Origin of the sequence: Streptomyces lydicus (genome assembly GCF_004125265.1) — a bacterium.
GTDB classification, from domain to species: domain Bacteria; phylum Actinomycetota; class Actinomycetes; order Streptomycetales; family Streptomycetaceae; genus Streptomyces; species Streptomyces lydicus_C.
On sequence record NZ_RDTE01000003.1, the window covers coordinates 7739806 to 7762938 of the forward strand.

Annotated in this window: 22 protein-coding genes; 15 read left to right on the forward strand and 7 right to left on the reverse strand. The window is 72.4% G+C overall.

Translation table 11 applies throughout. The features are described 5' to 3' along the window. Positions 1–87: 87 nt before the first annotated feature. The 5 genes from D9V36_RS36690 to D9V36_RS36710 all read left to right on the forward strand — a co-directional run bounded on the left by D9V36_RS36690 (position 88) and on the right by D9V36_RS36710 (position 6710). On the forward strand, positions 88–1191 hold the full coding sequence (locus D9V36_RS36690; protein ID WP_129297563.1) for an NAD(P)H-dependent flavin oxidoreductase: 1104 nt from the start codon (positions 88–90) through the stop codon (positions 1189–1191). Between the two features lie 19 nt (positions 1192–1210). After that, entirely contained in the window at positions 1211–2770 is a 1560-nt protein-coding gene (locus tag D9V36_RS36695; RefSeq protein ID WP_129297564.1) for an acyl-CoA synthetase, read from the forward strand. Positions 2771–2917: 147 nt separating this feature from the next. Then, positions 2918–4567, forward strand: coding sequence for an acyl-CoA synthetase (locus D9V36_RS36700; RefSeq protein WP_129297565.1), 1650 nt, complete (start codon positions 2918–2920; stop codon positions 4565–4567). A 162-nt stretch (positions 4568–4729) separates the two neighbouring features. Beyond that, on the forward strand, positions 4730–5530 hold the full coding sequence (locus D9V36_RS36705; protein ID WP_129297566.1) for a VOC family protein: 801 nt from the start codon (positions 4730–4732) through the stop codon (positions 5528–5530). A gap of 337 nt (positions 5531–5867) precedes the next feature. Further along, positions 5868–6710 (forward strand): alpha/beta fold hydrolase, encoded by an 843-nt coding sequence (locus tag D9V36_RS36710; RefSeq protein WP_129297567.1) that lies wholly within the window; start codon positions 5868–5870, stop codon positions 6708–6710. Between the two features lie 56 nt (positions 6711–6766). Here D9V36_RS36710 and D9V36_RS36715 read toward each other — a convergent pair whose 3' ends face one another. Both D9V36_RS36715 and paaK read right to left on the reverse strand, forming a co-directional pair. Continuing rightward, positions 6767–7285: a DUF1203 domain-containing protein gene (locus D9V36_RS36715; protein ID WP_129297568.1), complete on the reverse strand. Its 519-nt coding sequence runs from the start codon at positions 7283–7285 to the stop codon at positions 6767–6769. A 220-nt stretch (positions 7286–7505) separates the two neighbouring features. Beyond that, on the reverse strand, positions 7506–8834 hold the full coding sequence (gene paaK, locus D9V36_RS36720; protein WP_129298940.1) for a phenylacetate--CoA ligase PaaK: 1329 nt from the start codon (positions 8832–8834) through the stop codon (positions 7506–7508). Between the two features lie 120 nt (positions 8835–8954). Here paaK and D9V36_RS36725 point away from each other — a divergent pair, with 120 nt between their 5' ends. Beyond that, entirely contained in the window at positions 8955–9644 is a 690-nt protein-coding gene (locus tag D9V36_RS36725; RefSeq protein ID WP_129297569.1) for an alpha/beta fold hydrolase, read from the forward strand. Between the two features lie 171 nt (positions 9645–9815). Continuing rightward, positions 9816–10523, forward strand: coding sequence for a chorismate mutase (locus tag D9V36_RS36730; RefSeq protein WP_241721178.1), 708 nt, complete (start codon positions 9816–9818; stop codon positions 10521–10523). A gap of 67 nt (positions 10524–10590) precedes the next feature. Here D9V36_RS36730 and D9V36_RS36735 read toward each other — a convergent pair whose 3' ends face one another. Further along, entirely contained in the window at positions 10591–12219 is a 1629-nt protein-coding gene (locus D9V36_RS36735; protein WP_129297570.1) for an acyl-CoA synthetase, read from the reverse strand. A gap of 165 nt (positions 12220–12384) precedes the next feature. Here D9V36_RS36735 and D9V36_RS36740 point away from each other — a divergent pair, with 165 nt between their 5' ends. The 5 genes from D9V36_RS36740 (at position 12385) to D9V36_RS36760 (ending at position 16821) form a co-directional block, all read left to right on the forward strand. Next, complete coding sequence (locus D9V36_RS36740) at positions 12385–13185, forward strand: crotonase/enoyl-CoA hydratase family protein (RefSeq protein ID WP_129297571.1); 801 nt, start codon at positions 12385–12387, stop codon at positions 13183–13185. A gap of 15 nt (positions 13186–13200) precedes the next feature. Continuing rightward, a complete protein-coding gene (locus tag D9V36_RS36745; RefSeq protein ID WP_129297572.1) occupies positions 13201–14184 on the forward strand; it encodes a Zn-ribbon domain-containing OB-fold protein in 984 nt (327 codons plus the stop codon). After that, positions 14184–15266: a thiolase domain-containing protein gene (locus D9V36_RS36750; RefSeq protein ID WP_129297573.1), complete on the forward strand. Its 1083-nt coding sequence runs from the start codon at positions 14184–14186 to the stop codon at positions 15264–15266. Before D9V36_RS36745 ends, D9V36_RS36750 begins: the two co-directional genes overlap by 1 nt. Next, entirely contained in the window at positions 15266–16432 is a 1167-nt protein-coding gene (locus D9V36_RS36755) for a thiolase domain-containing protein (protein ID WP_129297574.1), read from the forward strand. Before D9V36_RS36750 ends, D9V36_RS36755 begins: the two co-directional genes overlap by 1 nt. A 149-nt stretch (positions 16433–16581) precedes the next feature. Next, entirely contained in the window at positions 16582–16821 is a 240-nt protein-coding gene (locus tag D9V36_RS36760; protein ID WP_129297575.1) for a DUF397 domain-containing protein, read from the forward strand. A gap of 140 nt (positions 16822–16961) precedes the next feature. Here D9V36_RS36760 and D9V36_RS36765 read toward each other — a convergent pair whose 3' ends face one another. The 3 genes from D9V36_RS36765 to D9V36_RS36775 are packed head-to-tail and all read right to left on the reverse strand — an operon-like array spanning position 16962 to position 19152. Then, positions 16962–17702 (reverse strand): leucine-rich repeat domain-containing protein, encoded by a 741-nt coding sequence (locus D9V36_RS36765; protein ID WP_129297576.1) that lies wholly within the window; start codon positions 17700–17702, stop codon positions 16962–16964. Between the two features lie 44 nt (positions 17703–17746). Beyond that, positions 17747–18508 carry a maleylpyruvate isomerase family mycothiol-dependent enzyme gene (locus tag D9V36_RS36770; protein ID WP_241721179.1) on the reverse strand — a complete coding sequence of 254 codons (762 nt, stop codon included), beginning with the start codon at positions 18506–18508 and terminating at the stop codon, positions 17747–17749. Further along, complete coding sequence (locus D9V36_RS36775) at positions 18499–19152, reverse strand: pyridoxine/pyridoxamine 5'-phosphate oxidase (RefSeq protein WP_129297578.1); 654 nt, start codon at positions 19150–19152, stop codon at positions 18499–18501. Before D9V36_RS36775 ends, D9V36_RS36770 begins: the two co-directional genes overlap by 10 nt. Positions 19153–19201: 49 nt before the next feature. Between D9V36_RS36775 and D9V36_RS36780 the strand changes: the two genes are divergently transcribed. The 3 genes from D9V36_RS36780 (at position 19202) to D9V36_RS36790 (ending at position 20813) form a co-directional block, all read left to right on the forward strand. Then, entirely contained in the window at positions 19202–19810 is a 609-nt protein-coding gene (locus D9V36_RS36780) for a CGNR zinc finger domain-containing protein (protein ID WP_129297579.1), read from the forward strand. 9 nt (positions 19811–19819) lie between these two features. After that, the gene (locus tag D9V36_RS36785) at positions 19820–20215 is read left to right on the forward strand and encodes an ACT domain-containing protein (protein ID WP_129297580.1); all 396 of its coding nucleotides are present in this window, start codon (positions 19820–19822) and stop codon (positions 20213–20215) included. Between the two features lie 97 nt (positions 20216–20312). Beyond that, the gene (locus D9V36_RS36790) at positions 20313–20813 is read left to right on the forward strand and encodes a hypothetical protein (RefSeq protein ID WP_018090673.1); all 501 of its coding nucleotides are present in this window, start codon (positions 20313–20315) and stop codon (positions 20811–20813) included. Positions 20814–20916: 103 nt separating this feature from the next. Here D9V36_RS36790 and D9V36_RS36795 read toward each other — a convergent pair whose 3' ends face one another. Further along, positions 20917–22923 (reverse strand): N-acetylmuramoyl-L-alanine amidase, encoded by a 2007-nt coding sequence (locus tag D9V36_RS36795; RefSeq protein ID WP_129297581.1) that lies wholly within the window; start codon positions 22921–22923, stop codon positions 20917–20919. Between the last annotated feature and the right edge of the window lie 210 nt (positions 22924–23133).

Here is a 23133-nt window from a genome sequence, read left to right on the forward strand (position 1 = left end):
ACCTCCGTAGCGCGTCTCCGACCGAGTTTCTGACGCTACATCAGAAACTCTCTTCCCTCGTACGGCCCGCTGCGGCATCCTTCGCCCATGCAGACGGAGCTGAGCAACGCGCTGGGAGTCGAGCACGCCGTCTTCGGGTTCACCCCCTTCCCCGCGGTCGCCGCGGCGATCACCCGGGCCGGCGGGTTCGGGGTGCTCGGCGCGGTCCGCTACACCGCCCCGGACGAGCTGGCCCGCGACCTGGACTGGATGCAGGAGCACACCGAGGGGCTGCCGTACGGGCTCGATGTGGTGATGCCCGCCAAGAAGGTCGAAGGCGTCACCGAGGCCGAGGTCGAGGCGATGATCCCGGAGGAGCACCGCCGCTTCGTCACCGCACTCCTCGACGAACACCAGGTGCCGCAGCTCGCGGAGGGCGAGGCGTCCGGCTGGCGGATCACCGGGTGGATGGAGGAGGTCGCCCGCACCCAGCTCGACGTGGCCTTCGACTATCCGGTCAAGCTGCTGGCCAACGCCCTCGGCTCACCCCCGCCCGACATCGTCCGGCGCGCCCACGACCACGGCATCCTCGTCGCCGCGCTGGCCGGCAGCCCGCGCCACGCCCGCCACCACAAGGCCGCCGGTATCGACATCGTCGTCGCCCAGGGGTACGAGGCGGGCGGCCACACCGGGGAGATCGCCACCATGGTGCTCACCCCGGAGGTGGTGGCCGCCGTCGACCCGCTGCCGGTGCTCGCCGCGGGCGGAATCGGTACCGGTGAACAGATCGCCGCCGGCCTCGCCCTCGGCGCCCAGGGCGTCTGGCTGGGCTCGCTCTGGCTGACCTGCGAGGAGGCGGATCTGCACTCCCGGCGGCTGACCGCGAAACTGCTCGCCGCGGGGCCGGGCGACACCGTCCGCTCCCGCGCCCTGACCGGCAAACCCGCCCGCCAGTTGCGCACCGAATGGACCGATGCCTGGGACGCACCGAGCGGCCCCGGCGCCCTCCCGATGCCACTGCAGGGGCTGCTGGTCGCCGAGGCCAACTCCCGTATCCAGCGCTACGAGGTCGAGCCGCTGCTCGGCACCCCGGTCGGCCAGATCGTCGGCCGGATGAACAGCGAACGCAGCGTGCAGGCCGTCTTCGACGACCTCACCCGCGGCTTCGAACGGGCCGTCGACCGCATCAACCGCATCGCCGGACGCGCCTGATCCCGAGGAGGACAGCGGAATGACCCACGACTCCCCACCGCCCAACGGCTTCTGGGCGCAGGCCACCGCCGACCCGGACCGTACGGTCCTGATCGCCCCCGACGGCGAGGAGTGGACCGCCGGCCGGCTGCACGCCGCGAGCAACCGACTCGTCCACGGGCTGCGTGCGGCGGGCCTGCGGCGCGGTGACGCCTTCGCCGTGGTCCTCCCCAACGGCGTCGAGTTCTTCACCGCCTACCTCGCCGCGTCCCAGGCCGGTTTCTACCTCGTCCCCGTCAACCACCACCTGGTGGGCCCGGAGATCGCCTGGATCGTCGCCGACTCCGGGGCGAAGGTGCTGATCGCCCACGAGCGGTTCGCCGGGGCGGCCCGGCAGGCGGCCGACGAGGCGAAGCTGCCCGCGTCCCACCGCTACGCCGTCGGGGCGGCCGACGGCTTCCGGCCCTACGACCGACTCCTGGACGGGCAGCCGGATTCCGCGCCCGGCGACCGCACGCTGGGCTGGGTCATGAACTACACCTCGGGCACCACCGGACGCCCGCGCGGCATCCGCCGCCCGCTGCCCGACGCCGAGCCCGAGGCCGCCCACCTCGGCGGATTCCTCGGCATCTTCGGCATCACGCCCTTCGGTGACCATGTCCATCTGGTCTGCTCGCCGCTCTACCACACCGCCGTGCTGCAGTTCGCCGGCGCCTCGCTGCACATCGGCCACCGCCTCGTCCTGATGGACAAGTGGACGCCGCAGGACATGCTGGCCCTGATCGAGGCGCACCGCTGCACCCACACCCATATGGTGCCCACCCAGTTCCACCGGCTGCTCGCGCTGCCGGAGGAGACCCGTGCGGCATACGACGTGAGCTCGATGCGGCACGCCCTCCACGGGGCCGCGCCCTGCCCCGACCACGTCAAACGCGCGATGATCGACTGGTGGGGCGACTGCGTCGAGGAGTACTACGCGGCCAGCGAGGGCGGCGGCGCGTTCGCGACCGCCGAGGACTGGCTCAAGAAGCCGGGGACGGTCGGCAAGGCCTGGCCGATCAGCGAACTGGCCGTCTTCGACGACGACGGAAACCGGCTGCCCCCGGGCGAACTCGGCACCGTCTACATGAAGATGAGCACCGGCGGCTTCCAGTACCACAAGGACGAGGGGAAGACGAAGAAGAACCGGATCGGCGACTTCTTCACCGTCGGCGACCTCGGATACCTGGACGCGGACGGATTCCTCTTCCTCCGTGACCGCAAGATCGACATGATCATCTCGGGCGGGGTGAACATCTACCCCGCCGAGATCGAATCCGTCCTGCTCGCGCACCCCGCGGTCGCCGACGCGGCCGCCTTCGGCATCCCGCACGACGACTGGGGCGAGGAGGTCAAGGCCGTCGTGGAACCCGCCGAGGGACAGGTGCCGGGGCCCGAACTGGCCGCGGAGATCATGGCTCACTGCGCACGGCAACTGGCAGGCTACAAACGCCCCAAGTCGGTCGACTTCCTCACCGCCATGCCACGTGACCCCAACGGCAAGCTGTACAAGCGCCGGCTGCGCGCGCCGTACTGGGAGGGGCGGGAGCGCTCCGTGTAGCCGCTAGCCGCTAGCCGGCCGCTAGCCGGTGGCCGGTGGCCGGTGGCCGCCGGTCGGATCCCCGGAGCCGCGGCGGGAGGGCGCCTGCCGGCTCCGGGCTCCGGTCGGTGCCTTGACCGGCGGCGAGGGGCGGCCGAGGATCGCGCCATGACGCAAGCGCGGAGCAATACGGTCGACGGAGTCCTGCGGCGCAGCGCCCGCCGGGTGCCCGGACGGACTGCGGTGCGGTACGCGGACCGGGCCTGGACCTATCGCGAGCTGGACGACGCGGTGACCGGCGCGGCCCGGGTGCTGCGGGCGGACGGCCTGCGGCCCGGCGACCGGGTCGCCTGCTACGGGCACAACTCGGACGCGTACCTGATCGGATTTCTGGCCTGTGCCCGGGCCGGGCTGGTGCATGTGCCGGTCAACCACGGCCTCACCGGCGAGGATCTGCGCTATGTCCTGGAACAGTCGGGCAGCGCGCTGGTGCTCACCGACGCCGCGCTCGCGCCGCGGCTGCCGGGCTCCGTACGCACCATGACGCTGTACGGGACGCCCGACGGCCTGCTGGAGCGGCTTGCGTTGCGCGACGGACCGGAGGCGGAGGCCGACGGGCCGGAGGCGGACGCGGACGAGCCGGTGACCGAGGTGGCCGAGGCGTCCGAGTCGGCCGCGGTATCCGAGTCGGCCGAGGTGTCCGACGAGGATCTGGTCCAGCTCCTCTACACCTCGGGGACCACCGCCCTGCCCAAGGGCGCCATGATGACGCACCGTGCCCTGGTGCACGAGTACACCAGCGCCGTCGTCGCCCTGGACCTGAAGGAGACCGACCGGCCGCTGCACTCGCTCCCGCTCTACCACTCCGCGCAGCTGCACGTCTTCCTGCTGCCCTATCTGGCGGTCGGCGCGGAGAACACCATCCTGGACGGGCCCGACCCCGGACGGATCTTCGACCTGGTGGAAAGGGGCCTGGCCGACAGCCTGTTCGCGCCGCCGACCGTGTGGATCGCGCTGTCGAACCACCCCGACTTCGCCACCCGCGAGCTGAGCGGGCTGCGCAAGGCCTACTACGGTGCCTCGATCATGCCGGTACCGGTACTGGAACGGCTCCGCGCCCGGCTGCCCCGGCTCGCCTTCTACAACTGCTTCGGGCAGAGCGAGATCGGGCCGCTGGCCACCGTGCTCGGCCCCGGCGAACACGACGGCCGGATGGACTCCTGCGGGCGCCCGGTGCTGTTCGTCGAGGCACGGGTGGTGGACGAGGAGGGCCGGGAGGTGCCGGACGGCACCCGGGGCGAGGTCGTCTACCGCTCCCCGCAACTGTGCACCGGCTACTGGGACAAGCCGGAGGAGACCGCGGAGGCGTTCCGGGGCGGCTGGTTCCACTCCGGCGACCTCGCCGTGCGGGACGCGGAGGGCTACTTCACGGTGGTCGACCGGGTCAAGGATGTCATCAACTCCGGTGGCGTACTGGTCGCCTCACGCCAGGTCGAGGATGTGCTCTACGAGCATCCGCAGGTGGCCGAGGTCGCGGTCATCGGGCTGCCGGACGAGCGCTGGATCGAGGCGGTGACCGCGGTGGTGGTGCTGCGTACGGACGGGCCGGACGGCACGGGCGGCACAGCCGGTACGGGCGGTGCCGGGGGCGGGCCGGACGGCTCGGCTGTGGGGGAGCAGGAGCTGATCGCGGCGGCCCGCGCCCGCCTTGCGCCGTTCAAGGCGCCCAAACGGGTGATGTTCGTGGACGCGCTGCCGCGCAACGCCAGCGGCAAGGTCCTCAAGCGGGAGCTCCGCGCACGGTTCGGCGCGTCCTGAGCCCGGGACGGCCGGGCGCGCGGAAGGGCGGTTGTCAGTGCCCCCTGCCATCCTGGGAAACGGCGGGAAACGGCCGCGAACGCCACGCCCCGTGCGACGGAAGCGCGCCGTTGACCGATGGAGATCAACGGAGCTGCGACGGAGATCAACGGAGGACCCTTCATGCTGACGACCCACTACGTTCCGGGCACACCCAACTGGCTCGACCTCGGGGCCCCCGATATCGACGACGCCGTCTCCTTCTACGGCGACGTGTTCGGCTGGCGCTTCCAGTCGGCCGGTCCGGACGCCGGCGGCTACGGCTTCTTCCAGCTCGACGGCAAGACGGTCGCTGCCATCGGCCCGCTGATGGACGAGGGCGCGCGCTCCGCCTGGACGGTGTACTTCCACACCCCGGACGCGGACGCCACGCTCAAGTCGGTGGAGCAGGCCGGCGGCTCGGTGCGCGTCCCGCCGATGGACGTCTTCACCGCGGGCCGGCTGGCCGCCTTCACCGACCCGACGGGCGGCGAGTTCGCCGTATGGCAGCCGGGCGATGTCCAGGGTCTGGACACGGTCATGGAGCCGAACTCCCTGTGCTGGACGGAGCTGTACACCACCGACGCGGCCGCCGCGAAGGACTTCTACCGCTCGGTCTTCTCCTGGAGCCACCAGGACATGCCGATGGGCGGTGACCTCGTCTACTCCGTCGTCTCCGCACCGGGCGGCGGCAAGGACGACGACACCGGGCACGGCGGCATCATGCAGTTGCAGAAGGAGCATCTGCAGGCCGGTTCGAGCTCGGAGTGGCACCCGTACTTCGGCGTGACCGACTGCGACGCCACGTTCGCCGCGGCCACCGACCGCGGCGCCACGGTCCTGATCCCGCCCACCGACGCCCCGGGCGTCGGCCGGCTGGCCATGGTCAAGGACCCGGCAGGGGCCCCGTTCGCCCTCATCAAGGGGGACCCGACGCTGGGTTGAGCCGACCTGAGCTGGGCTGACCCCTGGGTTGGGCTGACCCCTGGGCTGAGCCGACCGCTGGGTCGGGCCGACCCGCTGGGCTGAGCTGATCCCCTGGGCTGAGCCGACCCGCGGCCCGGCCGTTGCCTCGCGGACGCGGAGGCCGAAAATACCGCGCCCGCCACGGCCGGCAGCGCCTATCGTCCCCGGGACGGCGGAACGCACGGCGTATGGCGCACGGCGTATGGCGCACGGCGTATGCGTGTGGCGTATGCGTGTGGCGCAGGGCGTATGCGTATGGGTATGGCGCACGGAGAAGAGCCCGGGCATCCCGCATGACGGAGAGCGAGCGGACACGGTGGACGCAGGGCGGCAGGAGTGGTGGACGGCTTCCGGAGTCAGGCTGCGCCGGGTCTCCTCCGGCGCCGGGCGCGGGAACTGGCTCTTCGTGCCCGGCGGGCCTGGACTGGGTTCCGAGTCCCTGCACGGCCTGGTGGCGGCGGCCCGGGTCCCCGGATCCGCCTGGCTGGTCGATCTGCCCGGCGACGGTTCCAACCGTGGCCTGCCCGCGATTCCGGCCGATCCCTACGCCTGCTGGCCGGGAGCCCTCGCGGAGGCCGCGCAGGCGCTGGACGACGTGGTGATGGTCGGCCACTCCACCGGAGGCATGTTCCTGCTGTCCGTCCCGGAACTCGCGGCACCTCTCACGGGTCTGGCGCTGATCAGCAGCGCCCCGCACGCCGGCTGGCGCCCCGCCTTCGCCCGCCATGCCGAGGATCACCCGCTCCCCGGCGTCGACGCCGCTGCCGAGCGCTACGTCCGGCAGCCGGACGACCAGAGCCTGCGTGCCCTGACGCTCGCCGCCGCACCGTGGAACTTCCACCCGTCCGCGTCCGCCGACGGCCGGGCGCTCCTCGCCGGCCTGCCGTACTGCCATGACGCGGTGGCCTGGGCCGACGCCCACTTCGACGACACCTACCGGGCCCGCTGGACGCCACGGGACCTGCCGACCCTGATCGTCAGCGGCGACCGGGACCACATCGTCGACCAGCGGATCTGGCAGGACGAGCCGGGCTTCCACGGGCCGCATATCCTGCACCGCCGGATAGCCGACGCCGGCCACTTCCCCTGGATCGAGAACCCCGGAGCCGTCCGCACGGCCTTCGCCGACCTCGCAGTCCGACTGGCCCCGACGGGCTGAGCAGCCCAGCCCTTGCAGCCCAGCCCTTGAAGTCGATCATTCAGGTAGCTCGGCGGCTACTGCTCCTCAGCCGGGAGTCGTCGCACCTCGAACTGGAAGCATCCGTATTCCAGTGCCCGGACGTGCACGAGCACCACGTCCGGGTCGTTGAACGCGTCGTCGAAGGCTGCGTCGAAGCCGGCCGTGGCGTCGGCCGGAATCTCCAGAAGGCGGCCACCCGCGATATGGCCCCGGGCGTCGTAGCGGCGCACGGTGCGCAGGGCGCCCGGCCGAGCGCAGGGGTAGTTCTCGCCGGGGGTGAACCCCTCGCAGTCATCGGCGTGGATGAAGACGGGACCCTGTTCGTCGTACGCGCCCGGATCTGCACCCTTCGCGGCGGCCCAACGACGCAACGGGGCGTACGAAACAAGGGCAATCCGCTCGCCGAGTGCGAGAGGGCGCAGGCAGCAGCGCAGCGGGGAGCCCTCGTCGTCGCGGGTCGCGACGTACGGGGCGCAGGGACGGCCCGCGTCATCGGCAACCCGCAATTCCTTGAGGACGGCTGTGTCAATGGGGAGCACGGTGTACCTGGTCATGTGCCCATGCTGGCCCGGCGCCAGGTGTGTTGGCTGGCGGGAATCGGACGTCGCGTTGGTGCGTGCCCAGGCAGGAGACGGACGTCGCGTTGGTGCGTGCCCACGCAGGAGACCGACCGGAAACGTCACACCGGCTGAGCGCAGGCCGCCTACGGTCGCCGACCGCTTGGAACCGGTCATCCAGAGACACACCTCCGGGCTCCAGGGAGAACACGCCCCACTACGGGGTCTCCGCAGCCTTGTCACGCGGCCGGGCGTCCACGATGCGCTTGATCTTGCCGACCGAGCGCTCCAGGGTCTCCGGGTCGACGATCTCGACCGCGACCGACACCCCGATCCCGTCCTTGACGCCCCGTGCGATCAGTCCGGCGGCGGCCGTGCGCGCCTCCGGGGGCGCGTCCGGCCGGGCCTCGGCGCGCACGGTCAGATGGTCCATCCGGCCCTCCCGGGTCAGCCTCAGCTGGAAGTGCGGGGCGACCCCGGGCGTCCGCAGCACGATCTCCTCGACCTGCGCGGGGAAGAGATTGACGCCGCGCAGAATGATCATGTCGTCGCTGCGTCCGGTGATCTTCTCCATCCGGCGGAAGGCGGCCCGCGCGGTACCGGGCAGCAGCCGGGTCAGATCACGGGTGCGATAGCGGATGACCGGCATCGCCTCCTTGGTGAGCGAGGTGAAGACCAGCTCGCCGTGCGCACCGTCCGGCAGCACCTCGCCGGTGATCGGATCGACGACCTCCGGGTAGAAGTGGTCCTCCCAGATGTGGAGCCCGTCCTTGGTCTCCACACACTCCTGGGCGACACCGGGGCCCATCACCTCCGACAGGCCGTATATGTCCACGGCGTCGATCGCGAACCGTTCCTCGATCTCGCGGCGCATCTCCTGGGTCCAGGGCTCGGCGCCGAAGACGCCCACCTCGAGCGAGGTCGTACGGGGATCGATGCCCTGCCGCTCGAACTCGTCCAGCAGTGTGAGCATGTAGGACGGCGTGACCATGATGATCTCGGGCCGGAGGTCCTGGATGAGCTGCACCTGGCGGCTGGTCATCCCCCCGGACGCCGGTACGACCGTGCAGCCGAGCCGCTCCGCGCCGTAGTGGGCGCCCAGACCACCGGTGAACAGCCCGTATCCGTAAGCGATATGGACGGTGTGCCCGGGCCGCCCGCCGGCCGCATGGAGGGAGCGGGCCACGACGTCCGCCCACTGCGTCAGATCGCGCTCGGTGTAGCCGACGACCGTCGGGCGGCCCGTGGTGCCGCTGGAGGCGTGAATACGGCGCACCTTCTCCTTCGGGACGGCGAACATCCCGTAGGGGTACTGGGCGCGCAGATCATCCTTGACGGTGAACGGGAAGCGGGCGAGATCGCCGAGCGAGCGGCAGTCCCGCGGATGCACCCCGGCCCGGTCGAAGGACTCCCGGTAGAACGGGACGTGGTCATAGGAGTGCTGCAACGAGGCGCGCAGCCGGGTCAGTTGCAGGCTGTGCAGCGCGTCAGCCGAAAGCCGCTCCGCCTCGTCGAACGTCTCACTGCCCGTGACCGCTTCCGGCATGGAGTCCACCGCCTCGTTTCCCTACCGATCATTCGGTAGCCTCTGCTGATCCAAGTAATCAGCGCACGGCGAACACGTCAAGGGGCGTGCCACCGACACCTCCCGGGTAGCGTCCAGCGCATGAGTGACGTCCGGAAAGTGCAGGTCGGTGAGGTCCAGCTGGCATACCGGGTGTGGGGGGAGGAGGACGCGCCCCCAGCCGTGCTGCTGCACAGCCTCGGGGAGGACGGCGAGGACTGGCGAGGTGTGGTCGGCCGGCTCGCCGGCACCCACCGTGTCTACGCCCCCGATCAGCGGGGCCACGGCCTCAGCGACTGGCCCGGTGCGTACGGCTTCGAACGGTGGCGGGACGACGCGATCGGCTTCCTGGAGGCGCTGGGGCTGGAGCGGGTGGCCCTGATCGGGCACTCGCTGGGTGCGCTGGCCGCCCTGCTGCTGGCCGCGGAGCGGCCCGAGCTGGTGGACCGGCTGGTCCTGGAGGAGGTGCCGGTGCCGCTGCCGGCCGAGCCGCCGCAGGAGGTGCCGGGGCAGCCGGCCGGACCGCAGCCGTTCGACTGGCACGCCAAGGCCGCGGCGGTGGCCGAGCGCAACGCACCCGACCCCGCATGGTGGGACGCGTCGGCGAAGGTCACCGCAGCGACCCTGGTCATCGGCGGCGGGTCCAGCCATGTCCCGCAGGACCACCTCGCCCTCTTGGCCGAGCGGATCCCCGACGCCCGCCTGGTGACGGTGGAGGGCGCCGGCCATCTCGTCCACGAGGAGCGCCCCGGAGAATTCCTCGCCGCGGTCACCTCGTTCCTGGCGCCGTAGCCGTAGCCGTAGCCGTAGCCGTAGCCGTAGCCGTGGGCGGTCCGTGGCCTGCCGCGGGGGCTGCGCGGCCCGGGAAGCGCCCGCCGGCCCGGTTTCTCCGGGGTCCGGCCGCATGCCGTCCGTTCGTTGACCTCCCCGGGGATTCCCGGGGTTCGAGAAAGGCCGCCGACCGTGCACCCGACCAGCTCACTACGGAGTGCTGCGGCCCTCGCCGCGGCCGCCGCCGTCCTGCTCACCGGAACCGGCGGAGCCGCCGCGGCGCCGACCGTACGGCCTGCCGTAACCGCAGCCGCACGGCCTGCCGCGCCCGTACCACCCGCCGCAGCCGTACCGCCTGCCACGCTCGGACCGCCCGCCGCCACCGCGCACTCCCCGTACTCCCCAGACTCCCCGTACGGCCAACTCCGGCCGCTGGCCGAGCTGTCCGCCGAGCGGCTGGCCACCGGCGATCTGGTGGCTGCGGCGAAGTGGGGCACCGGCAGCCCGGTCGACGATCCGGCGCGTGAACAGGAGGTGCTGGACGCGGTGGCCGATCAGGCCCGCCGGCAGGGCGCCGACCCCGCCGCCACGGTCCGGGTCTTCCGGGATCAGATCGAGGCCAACAAGGTCGTGCAGCGCGGGCTGTACCGCCGGTGGGGCGCGAACCCGGCGCAGGCCCCCACCCGGCGCCCCGACCTCCAGAAGGTCCGCAAGCAGATCAACCGCGTCAATGGCGCGCTGGTACGGGCCCTGGCCGGCTCCCCGCGGGCCCGTTCGGCGCCGTACTGCGCTCCGCTGCTGACCGCGGCCACCGTGCGGGTACACCAGCAGCGTCACCTGGACACGCTGCACACGGCGGCCCTGGCCCGCTCGCTGCGCTCGGTCTGCACCGGAGCCTGACCGACGGCGGCCCGCCCGGCCCGTCCCGCCCGCCCGGCCCGTCCCGCCCGCCGCAAGGCCAACCGCCTCACCCCGTCCCCCCGCCCGCCGCCACCGCCCGCGCCCAGCGGTAGTCCGCCTTGCCGCTGGGTGAACGCTGGATGTGGTCGGTGAAGACGGCGGCACGCGGGATCTTGTACCCCGCAAGCCGGGTCCGGCAGTGGCGCTGCAGCCCTTCCAGGTCCAACGGCGCCGCACCGGACCGCAGTTGCACCACGGCCGCGACCGCGCTGCCCCACCGTTCGTCCGGTACGCCCGCCACCAGTGCGTCGTAGACGTCCGGATGCGCCTTCAGTGCCTGCTCGACCTCTTCCGGATAGATCTTCTCGCCGCCGGAGTTGATGCACTGCGAGCCCCGGCCGAGGACGGTGACGATGCCCGCCTCGTCCACGGTCGCCATGTCGCCCAGCAGCACCCACCGGTCGCCGTGCGCCTCGAAGAAGGTCTCGGCGGTCTTCTTCGGGTCGTTGTAGTAGCCCAGCGGGACATGCCCGCGCAGCGCGATACGGCCGACCTCGCCGGCCGGCACCGGCTCGTGGGTCGCCAGGTCCACCACTGCCGTACGGGAGTTGACGTGCAGCCGGAAGCCCTTGCCGGGGCCCGAGTCGTCGGTGGCGGTGCCGTTGAAGCCGGACTCGGACGAGCCGAAGTTGTTGAGCAGCATGACGTGCGGCAGCAGCGCGGCGAACTGGGCGCGGACGGTCTCGGAGAGGATCGCGCCGGAGCTGCTGACGCTGAACAGCGAGGAGCAGTCGGTGCCCTTGAGCGGCCCGGCGAGCGCATCGACGAGCGGACGCAGCATCGCATCGCCGACCAGCGACACGCTGGTGACCCGCTCCCGCTCGATGGTCCGCAGCACCTCCTCGGGCACGTATTTGCGGTGGATGACGACCTTCTGGCCGAAGTGGAAGGCGATGAACGCGGTGAGGGTGGAGGTGCCGTGCATCAGCGGGGGAGCGGGGAAGAAGACGATGCCGTCACCGCCCGCCGCGACCCGCTCGGCCAGCTCCCGCGGTCGCGTCACCGGCTCACCGGTCGGTGCCCCGCCGCCCATGCCGGCGAAGAACAGGTCCTCGTGGCGCCACATCACGCCCTTGGGCATACCGGTGGTGCCGCCGGTGTAGATCACGATCTGGTCGTCGGCCGAGCGCGGCCCGAAGCCGCGCGCGGGGGAGGCGGCGGCCTCGGCGTCCGCGAGCGCGACGGGCGCGAGGGGCGGCTCGGGGGCGCCGGCGGGCGGGGTGCCGACCCGTACGAGATGCCGCAGTCCGGGCGCCTGAGGGAGGGCGGCGGCCACCCGCGCGGTGAACTCCGCGTCGAACACCAGCGCCACCAGGTCGGCGTCCCGGTAGAGGTAGACCAGCTCCTCCTCGACGTAGCGGTAGTTGACGTTCACCGGGACGGCGCGGATCTTCAGACAGGCGTAGACGGCCTGGAGGTATTCGACGCCGTTGTAGAGGTGCAGTCCGACGTGCTGACCGGGGCGGACGCCGTGGTCGGCGAGGTGGTGGGCCAGCCGGTTGGCGGCGCGGTCCAGTTCGGCGTAGGTCAGCCGCCGTTCGCTGCCGGTCCCCGGATGGTCGACGTACACCAGCGCCTCGCGGTCCGGGACCGTGTCGACGATCGACTCGAAGAGGTCGGCAAGGTTGTACTCCACGTCTCCTCCAGACCGGGCGGGCGTCGGCTTGGCGGTCATTAGAGCGCCGACGCAAGGAGCAGGGAAGGGCCACGGCGAAGAAATCTGACTACCTGTCAGAAAGGTCTTGAAGTCGGTGTGCCGCTCCTGCAACCTGTTCTCCGTCGTGAGACGGGAGGACGGAACATGGGTGGTACGGAACATCTGTCGGTGGAGCGCGTCGGCGCGACACTGGTGCTCACCCTCAACCGGCCGGAGGCGAAGAACGCGCTCTCGCTGCCGATGCTGGTGGGCCTGTACGACGGCTGGATCACCGCCGACGAGGACGACACGATCCGCTCCGTCGTCCTCACCGGCGCCGGTGGCACCTTCTGCGCCGGTATGGACCTCAAGGCCCTCGCGGGCGACGGCATGACCGGCGAGCACTACCGCGACCGGCTGCGCGCCGACCCCGACCTGCACTGGAAGGCGATGCTGCGGCACCACCGCCCCCGCAAACCCGTGATCGCCGCCGTCGAGGGGCACTGCGTCGCGGGAGGGACGGAGATCCTGCAGGGCACCGACATCCGCGTCGCCGGCGAGAGCGCCACCTTCGGGCTCTACGAGGTGCGGCGCGGCCTGTTCCCGATCGGCGGTTCCACCGTCCGTCTCGCCCGCCAGATCCCCCGCACCCACGCCCTGGAGATGCTGCTCACCGGCCGGCCCTACCCCGCGCGCGAGGCCGAGCGCATCGGCCTGATCGGCCATGTCGTGCCCGAGGGGACCGCGCTGGACAAGGCCCTGGAGATCGCGGAGCTGGTCAACGGCTGCGGACCGCTCGCCGTCGAAGCCGTCAAGGCCTCCGTCTACGAGACCGCTGAGATGACCGAGACCGACGGGCTGGCGGCCGAACTCGCCCGCGGCTGGCCGGTCTTCGACACCGCCGACGCCAAAGAAGGCTCCCGGGCCTTCGCCGAGAAGCGCCCGCCCGTCTACCGGCGCGCCTGACCCAAGGAGCCCCGCATGCCAGAGGTCCTCACGGCGCCCCTCGTCGTGGAATTCCCCTTCACCCGCTCCCTCGGACCCGTCCAGAGCGCCTTCCTCACCGGGCTGCGCGAGCGCACCGTCCTCGGCGTCACGGCGAGCGACGGCCGGGTGGTCGTCCCGCCCACCGAGTACGACCCGGTCACCGCGGAGGAGATCCGCGACCTGGTGGAGGTCGGCACCAGCGGCACCGTCACCACCTGGGCCTGGAACCCGTCCCCCCGCCGCGGCCAGCCCCTCACCACCCCCTTCGCCTGGGTCCTGGTCCGGCTCGACGGCGCCGACACCGCCCTGCTGCACGCCCTGGACGCGCCCGGTCCCGACGCCGTACGCACCGGCATGCGGGTCCGGGTCCGCTGGGCCGAGGAGCGCACCGGCGCGATCACCGACATCGCCTGCTTCGAGCCGGACGACGGCGCCGCCGAGGAGAGCCGGCCGGCACCGGACCACAGCGCCGGAGGGGCCGGCCGGCCGGCACCGCACACCGGGGAGTTCGCAAACCCCGTCACCGGGATCACCACCCCCGCCCGCCTCGACTACACCTACGCGCCCGGCCGCGCCCAGTCCCGCTACCTCCAGGCGCTCTCGGACCACCGGATCGTGGGCGAGCGCTGCCCCTCCTGCCGCAAGGTCTACGTCCCGCCCCGCGGCGCCTGCCCCACCTGCGGCGTCGCCACCGACACCCAGGTCGAGGCCGGCCCCCGCGGCACCGTCACCACCTTCTGCATCGTCAACATCAAGGCCAAGAACCTCGACATCGAGGTCCCCTACGTCTACGCCCATATCGCCCTGGACGGCGCCGACCTGGCCCTGCACGCCCGGATCGGCGGCATCCCGTACGACCGGGTCCGCATGGGGCTGCGCGTCGAACCCGTCTGGGCCAAGGGCAGCCGCTTTCCCGACCACTACCGCCCCACCGGCGAACCCGATGCCGACTACGACAGCTACAAGGAGCTGATCTGATGCGCGACGTCGCCATCGTCGCCTTCGGGCAGAGCGATCACGTCCGCGACAGCGCGGAGACCTCCGAGGTCGAGATGCTGATGCCGGTGCTCCACGACGTGCTGGCGCAAACCGGCCTGGCGGCCCGGGACATCGACTTCACCTGCTCCGGCTCCTCCGACTACCTCGCCGGCCGGGCCTTCTCCTTCACCATGGCCCTGGACGGCGTCGGCGCCTGGCCGCCGATCTCCGAATCCCATGTCGAGATGGACGGCGCCTGGGCGCTGTACGAGGCCTGGGTGAAGCTCCTCACCGGCGAGGCGGAGACCGCACTCGTCTACTCCTACGGCAAGTCCTCGCCGGGCAGCGTCCGCGACGTCCTCACCCGCCAGCTCGACCCCTACTACGTCGCCCCGCTGTGGCCCGACTCCGTCGCGCTCGCCGCCCTCCAGGCGCAGGCCCTGATCGACGCGGAGCTGACCGACGAGCGGGAACTGGCCGGCATCGCCGCCCGCCGCCGCACCGCCGCCGGGTCCAACCCGCACGCCCAGCTGCGCGGCGAGGTGCCCATGGGCGAACCGCTCGTCGCCCCCCTGCGCACCGGCGACTGCCCGCCCATCGGCGACGGCGCGGCCGCCGTCGTCCTCGCCGTCGGCGACACCGCCCGCCGGCTGACCGACCGCCCCGCCTGGATCCGCGGCCTCGACCACCGCATCGAGGCACACGGCCTGGGCGTCCGCGACCTCACCGACTCGCCGTCCACCCGGCTCGCGGCCGAGCGCGCCGGCGCCTTCGAGCTCTCCCATGGCCGCAAGGGCACGGGAGGTGCCCCCATGGTGGACACCGCCGAACTGCACGCCCCCTTCACCTCCCAGGAGGTCGTGCTGCGCCGCGCCCTGCGACTCGACGCGCCGGACAGCACGGTGTGCATCAACCCGTCCGGCGGCGCGCTCGCCGCCAACCCCGTCATGGCCGCGGGCCTGATCCGCCTCGGCGAGGCCGCCGCCCGCATCCAGCGGGGCGCCTCCGACCGCGCCCTCGCCCACGCCACCTCGGGCCCGTGCCTGCAGCACAACCTGGTCGCCGTCCTGGAAGGTGAGTGATGAGCAAGGAGCCCGTGGCCGTCGTCGGTGTCGGCCAGACCAAACACGTCGCCGCGCGCCGCGACGTCTCGCTCGCCGGACTCGTCCGCGAGGCGGCCCGACACGCCCTGGACGACGCCGAGTTGACCTGGGCGGACATCGACGCCGTGGTGATCGGCAAGGCCCCCGACTTCTTCGAGGGCGTGATGATGCCCGAGCTGTACCTCGCCGATGCCCTGGGCGCCGTCGGCAAACCGATGCTGCGGGTGCACACCGCGGGCTCGGTCGGTGGCTCCACCGCCCTGGTCGCCGCGAACCTCGTCGCCGCCCGGGTCCACCGCACCGTCCTCACCGTCGCCTTCGAGAAGCAGTCCGAGTCCAACGCCATGTGGGGACTGTCCCTGCCCATCCCCTTCCAGCAGCCCCTGCTGGCCGGCGCCGGCGGCTTCTTCGCCCCGCACGTCCGCGCCTATATGCGGCGCACCGGCGCCCCGGACACCGTCGGCTCCCTGGTCGCCTACAAGGACCGCCGCAACGCCCTCAAGAACCCCTACGCCCACCTCCACGAACACGACATCACCCTGGAGAAGGTCCGGGCCTCGCCGATGCTCTGGGACCCGATCCGCTACTCCGAGACCTGTCCGTCCTCCGACGGCGCCTGCGCGATGATCCTCACCGACCGCACCGGAGCCGCCCGCGCACCGCACCCGGCGGCCTGGGTGCACGGCGGCGCCATGCGCAGCGAACCCACCCTCTTCGCCGGCAAGGACTTCGTCTCCCCGCAGGCCGGCAAGGACTGCGCCGCCGATGTCTACCGGCAGGCCGGCATCACCGACCCGCGCCGCCAGATCGACGCGGTGGAGATGTACGTCCCCTTCAGCTGGTACGAGCCGATGTGGCTGGAGAACCTGGGCTTCGCCGAGGAGGGAGAGGGCTGGAAGCTCACCGAGTCGGGCGTCACCGAGCTGGACGGCGACCTCCCCGTCAACCCGTCCGGCGGGGTGCTCTCCACCAACCCCATCGGCGCCTCCGGCATGATCCGCTTCGCGGAGGCCGCCCTCCAGGTACGCGGACAGGCCGGCGCCCACCAAGTCGACGGCGCACGGCAGGCGTTGGGGCATGCGTACGGCGGCGGCTCCCAGTTTTTCTCGATGTGGCTGGTGGGCGCCGAAGCACCGGCCACCTGACACCCGGCAGGGGCGGCCACGCGGCACGGGCGCGCCCCTCCCGGACCCACCACTCCACCACCACTCCACCGCCTCGCCACGTCCCCTGTCCGTCCCCCGACACAGTGGCTAGGCTGACCGCGGACGACGATCCGGGAGGAGCGGGACACGTGACCGACAGCATCACCGAGCAGCGTCTCGTGGGCGGGCCGAGGCCCGATCTCGACCTGACACAGGCCGAGTGGCAGTCGAGCACCCAGCGCGTGGGCGGCGTCCAGATCGCCTTCGTCGAGGGCTACATCGCCATGCGAAACCGCCACACCCCGGAGATCCCAGCCCTGATCTTCACCCCCGCCGAGTGGCGCGCCTTCGTCCTCGACGCCCGCGAGGGCGAATTCGATCTGACGTAGGGGTCCGGCGCATGGCCGGGAAGGCGCCGGTGCCGGGCGGGAGCCTCCTCGCGGCCGGGTTCGCGAGGGTCCCGCCCAGCACCCATGGCCCGTCGGCCTACAGGCCCGCCGACGTACAGGACCGTCGGCCGTGGCGCGCGTCAGGTGAGCACCACACACCCCCGCCGCCGCAGCGCCAGGACCGCTTCGGCCGCATCGTCCACGCGGTTCCAGCGCAGATCCAGCTTCTCCAGCGACGGCAGTCGGGTGATCCACGAGGGCAGCGCCTCGATCCCGTTCCCGCGCAGGTCCACCCGGCGCAGCAGCGGCAGTGCCCGCAGCGTCTCGGAGACGTCGGAGAGGTTGTTGTCCCGGAGTTCCAGCACCCTCAGCTCGTGCAGCTGTGCCACGCTCCCGGGTAGCCGCGTCAGCGCATTGCCGCCCAGCCACAGCTCCCGGAGCCGCCCGAGTCGCCCCAGGGTCTCCGGGAGGGAGGACAACTCCGCGTGCTGTGCGCGGAGTTCCACCAGGCCGGTCATCCGGCCGAGCGTTGCCGGCAGCCGGCCGAGCGGGTTCTCGCCCACGTTGAGGTAGCCGAGCCGGTCCAGGCCGCCGAGCGAGTCCGGCAGGGCGGTGAGCCGGTTGTCGTGCAGATAGAGGTAGCGGGTCAGCCCGGCGAGCCCGCCGAGGTCGTCCGGGACCGCCGCCAGGGCGTTGTGGCCGAGGTCGAGGGTGTGCAGCGCGTGCAGTCGGCAGAGCGCCGCCGGGATTTCGGTCAGGGCGTTGTCGGCGAGGATCAATACCTCCCAGTCCTCGCGCCTCCAGACCTCGGCGGGAACCGAACCCAGACCCGACTTCCAGAGGTTGAGGACGGGAGGCGCGGCGGAACCGGGACCGGGCATGGGGCGTGAACGTCCTTTCGTGAAGCGGTGCCGGGTGGTGGGGGCTACGGCCAGTCGAGGAGATCGGGCGGCGGGATGGTCCGGTCCGACCGGCGGCAGTCGAGCGGGTGGTGCGGTGTGCGGCCGGAAAGCCAGGCCGCGAGGTCGGTGAGCGGGCCGCTGACGGTGACCGCCGGTACGCCCGTGTCACCGTACCGGCGGGAGAAGGTGTCGTCCGTGGAGGTCAGGACGAGCGGCAGATCCTGCGGCACACGGGGAGACAGGTGATCCAGCAGGTGATGACACAGCTCCCGTGGCCAGCCGCGCGGAGCGTGGCCGATCCGGGCGTCCGCCGTGTGGATCTCCAACTCCCGCCACCAGCAGAGCAAGGCGGAGCGCAGGGTGCCGTCGCGATGCTTCACCGGCCGCTGCCAGTCGGCCGGACCGACCGCCGCCCAGGCTGCGGACGCCTCGGCCAGGGCGGCCCGTACGGCGTCCCCGAGCGCCGCGGCCCCACGTACCGCACCGGCCTCGATCGCGGCCGCGCGCGCCGGGCGCCCGCCGTCGTACGGCTCGATCAGCTCACCGCGCAGCGCATAACGGGCCTGCCGGGCCAGGGCCAGCGCGACGCCTTCGAGGTGCGAGAGGACATGGGCGCGGGTCCAGCCGGGCAGCTCGCTCGGCTCGCGCACCCCGGCGTCGGTCAGGCCGGGCAGCAGGGCGCACAGCCGCTCCTGCCCCGTCCCGATCGCGGCCCGGACCGTCTCCGCGGGGAGCACGTGCGTATCCGCCTCCCCCGGCAGCGCGAGCGCATCCGTCACGGCCACAGCAGCTCCTTCCGCCATGCGGCACCGGCCCGGTGGTAGGCCAGCCGGGTGTGCTTGCGCTCCTTGTCGCCCTGCCAGAACTCCACCGACTCCGCCCGCACCGTGTGCAGCGTCCATCCGGGCGCGACCAGACCGGGCTCGCGGGCGAGGCGGTCCGCCGACTCCGCCACCGCCGCGTCCCGTTCGGCCAGGTCGCCCAGGGGACGGCTCTGCCGCCCGACCAGCGCCTCGGCACGGGCGCCGGGACTGCGGGCGAGGAAGTCAGCGGCGGCGCGCTCCGCGCTCTCCTGCACCACCGGTCCGCGGACGCGTACTTGGCGGGCCAGGGGCTGCCAATAAAAGGTCAGCGCGGCATACGGGCGGGCTACCAGCTCGCGCCCCTTGGCGCTGTCACGGTGTGCGGCGAACCGCCAGCCGTCCGCGTCGATGTCCTTGAGGATCAGGGTGCGGGCCGAGGGATTGCCGTCGGCGCCGACGGTCGAGACCGTCATCGCATGGGGCTCGGGAACCTGGGCCCGTATGGCGCCGAGCAGCCAGGCGGTGAACAGTTCCACCGGGTCGTCGGGGGTCTCCAGCGGGTCGAATGCGGGCAGCTCGCCGGCGAACACCGGGAGATCGCGCAGTAATTGACGTACGTCAGCCATATCGCCCCTGAGGTAGTTAACGGTTGGCCGCGACGTTACCATTAGCCCCATGACCGCCACACGGCTCGCACTCGAACTCGCCGTCACCCTCCGCCACGACGGGCACGGCGGTGTCACCGATGACCTGGCCGGTCCGGAAGGGCTCGCGGTCTGGGTGCACGAGCGCGCCGCGCTGCTGGACTGCGCGGCCGGTCCGGCCACCCCCGACGAGGCGCTGCACACCGCCGTCCGGGAGCTGCGGGCCGCGGTCCGGTCGCTGTTCGCCCGCGCCGTCCGGCCGGGACCGCCCAGCTCCGCCGACGCCCACCGGCTGCTCCCGGAGGAGGAGGCGCTGCGCCGGCTCAACGCCGCCGCGGCCCTGGTCCCCACGGCCCCACGGCTCAGCTGGGAGCCCGGCGCTCCGCCTGCCGTCCGGCACCACCCGGCCGGATCCCCGCCGCCCGGCGACCGGATCGTCGCCGCACTGGCCCGCGCCGCCCTCGCCTTCCTGGCCGGCCCCGACCGGCTGCTGCTGCGGGCCTGCCCCGCCCCGCGCTGTGTGCGCTACTTCGTCAAGGACCACGCCCGCCAGGAGTGGTGCACCCCCTCCTGCGGCAACCGCGCCCGGGTCGCCCGCCACCACTCGCGGCGCAGGGAAGGACAGGACGGGGCCCCGTAGGCTGGCGGCATGACGGGTGAACGTGATCTCCGGGCCCTGCTGAGCGGAATGCGTCCCGAGCGGAACGAGGGCCGCTTCGTCTTTGTGAGCGTGCCGGGCGCGGTCCCCGGCGGGCTGACGCCGGTGGTCACCGTCACCGAACCCGAGGGCCGCACCCTCGTCGTCCACCAGGAGGAAGCCGACCGTGCGGGCCTGTCGTACGACTATGTCGCCGGCTGGATCACCCTGCGGGTGCACTCCGCGCTGGACGCCGTGGGACTGACCGCCGCCGTGGCCACCGCACTCGCCCAGGCAGGCCTCAGCTGCAATGTCGTCGCCGGCTTCCACCACGATCACCTCTTCGTGCCGCACGCCGCGACCGACGAGGCGCTGCGCCGGCTGCGCGCACTGGCCGACCAGGCATAACGGCCGTCGGCAAGGGGAAGCGGCGGCTCCGTACGCGGGGCGCCGCGCACGCCGACGTCCGCGCCGCGTGCCCGGCCGGGCCACGTACGATGGCGGCATGTCCTTCCTCCGCCGCCGCAGCGCAGCCACGCCCGCCGGGCCTGACTTCGACGTCCTCGCCATGGACCCCGGGGACTGGCCGGGCAATCTCGGAGCCGGGCTGCTGCCCGCGCCCGACGGGAGCTGCCAGGGTGTCTTCCTCCGCTACGACCTGTTCGGCGGCCGCGGCCCCGCGATGATCATCGGCAATCTGCCGGAGGGGTCCCCGGCCCGCGAGCTCGAGGACGATCAGGTGCCCTTCGAGGTGGCCCAGCTGCTCGCCGCGCTCGGCAACGACGAGCCGGTGACGGTCGTCGAGAGCGAGGACACCCCCGTGATGCACGAGGACAACCTGCTGATCGTCAAGCGCATCAAGTGCTCCGAGAGCCGGATCTCCTGCGCCCAGTTCGACCGCAGCGACGGTGTGCTGGTCACCATCGCCAGCTGGGACCGGCCGATCACCGACGATCTCTACGCGCTGCTCAAGCCGCTGCCGGCGGAGCTCTTCCAGCAGGGCTGAGCCCCGGCAGGGCAGGCACCGGAGCGGACACCGTCGCGCCCGGTGGACGGCAGACCCGTCCACCGGCCGCGTACGCACTCACCCGATCGGTGTGCGCGGGGGCTCAGGAATCCGAGCGCCGCACATCGACATCGGCCGCCCGCACATAGCCGACCCGGTGCCCGAGCTGGATCTCGTAGTAGACGTCCTCGCCGCGCACGATCGCATGCTGCGAGAGGTCGAAGGTCGGCGCGTAGAAGTAGTCGCCCGTCATCCGGTCGCCGACGGCGTACTTCTGGCCGGCGGCGAGCTTGTACGGCAGGGGAGAGACCGCCTGGTAGGGCACCCCGGCCGGGTAGGCTCCCTTCTCCGGGTACGCGCGGCCGTAGACCGGAATCTCCTCCCGGTCCGCCTTCGGTGTGGCGATCATGCCCCGGGCGTTCACCGCGGTCGGCGCGTGGTGCGGATTGCGGAACCACGCCTTCTGCCCGAGGTACCAGATCGCCGTCCAGTCGCCGGACCGCCCCGCCACCGCGAACCGCTGGCCCGTGGAGGCGCGGGCAGCGGTGTCGTTCACGCCCGTGGTCGCGTCACTGCCGTCAGGGTGCAGACCGACGTCCTTGACCAGCGGTGCGTCGGCGTCCGGCGCGGTGTGCAGCCGGACCGCGGCGGAACCGTGCGGCTCGCAGGGGTCGCCGGCCTTCTCGCAGCCCGTGTAGACCGGCTTGTTGCGGGCGTAGTCCGGGCGGATGGTGACCAGCCCGCCGTGCGAGCCCGGGGCGGCCTTGAACGGCTTGCCCAGCAGGGAGAAGTAGTGCGCCCAGTCCCAGTACGGGCCGGGGTCGGTGTGCATCCCGGGGATGGTGGCCGTGGTCGTGCCGGGCACATTGTCGTGGCCCAGGATGTGCTGCCGGTCCAGCGGCACGTCGTACTTGCGGCTCAGATACTTCACCAGCCGGGCCGACGTGCGGTACATCGCCTCCGTGTACCAGGCGTCGGGCGCGGCGAGGAAGCCCTCGTGCTCGATGCCCACGGAGTGCGAGTTGATGTACCAGTTGCCCGCATGCCAGGCGACGTCCTTGGTCGGCACATGCTGGGCGATCAGGCCGTCCGAGGAACGGATGGTGTAGTTCCAGGACACATAGGCCGGGTCCTTGATCAGCTTGAGGGTGGTCTCCCAGGACCCCTCGGTGTCGTGGATGACGATGGTGCTGATCCGCAGGTCCTCGGGCCGGTCCGCCTTGTCATGATTGCCGTAGTCCCCGTCCCCGAACTCCTCGTACGGCGCCGGGACGGACTCGCAGGCGACGCTGTGCGGGCACTCCAGCTTGCGGCCGGCCCGTGTCGGCGAGGCCTGCGGCGCCGGTGCGCCGAGACGTTTCTGCTGCGCGGCGTCGGGGATCAGCCCCGGCGTGGCGGCCAGTGTGACCCGCTGCCCCGCGTCGGTCGTCCGCGTCTGGCCGTGGCGCATGACTTCGTAGACCTCGTCCGCGAAGGCCCGGCCGCCGCTCGTACTGTCCTGACCGCCGTAGCGCGCCACCGCCTCGTACCACTGCGCCGGGTTGCCGCCCGTCCGGTGTCCCAGCTTGCGCTGTTCCGCGGCGAGCAGCGCCGCACCGCCGAGCACATTCGCCGCGGGGTCGGTGCGCAGCCGCTCGGCCGACAGCCCGGCCAGCGTGGCGGCCGTCGTCAACGTCCGCAACCGGGCGGGGAGTTCGGCGGGCAGTGCGGCCCGCTTGGCCGCACCGGCCGGCACCCGCTTACGGGGCCGTGCGCCGTCGCCGCGGGCGTCCTCGGTCCCCCCGCTGAACTCCGGCGTGCGCGTCAGCGCGGTGCGGGCATCGGTCAGATGCATCGGACCGTAGCCCCCGGAGACGCTGGGCGCGCCACCATGGGTGTCCCAGCGCGACTCCAGGTACGAGACGCCGAGCAGCACACTGCGCGGCACCTGGAAGCGGGCGGCGGCGTCGGTGAAGGCCCGCTGCAGTGTGTCCGACCGGGGCTGGCCGGCGTGCGCGGACGGCGCTCCCGAGAGCGGCAGCAGCAGCACCGCCGCCGCAACGGCGGTGGCGGACCTGCGCAGGGCGGGGCGGTGGAGTCTCTTCTCGTCTTCCGGGGCGGATCCTCGCAAAGCAACCTCCTCGAGCCGGCCCGAGCCGGGGCGGTGTGACGGTGGGTGCGCAAACGGCCGCACGGGCGGGACCCGAGAGTAGAGCCCCCGTCGGCTTAGAGCTATACGTTTGCCGAGGGTCCGTCAATCACCGCGCCCTCTCGGGATTTGGCATGTCAGGGCATCTCCACAGGAGCCTTCCCGGGCGGGTGTCCGGCCTGCGGGGCGTCA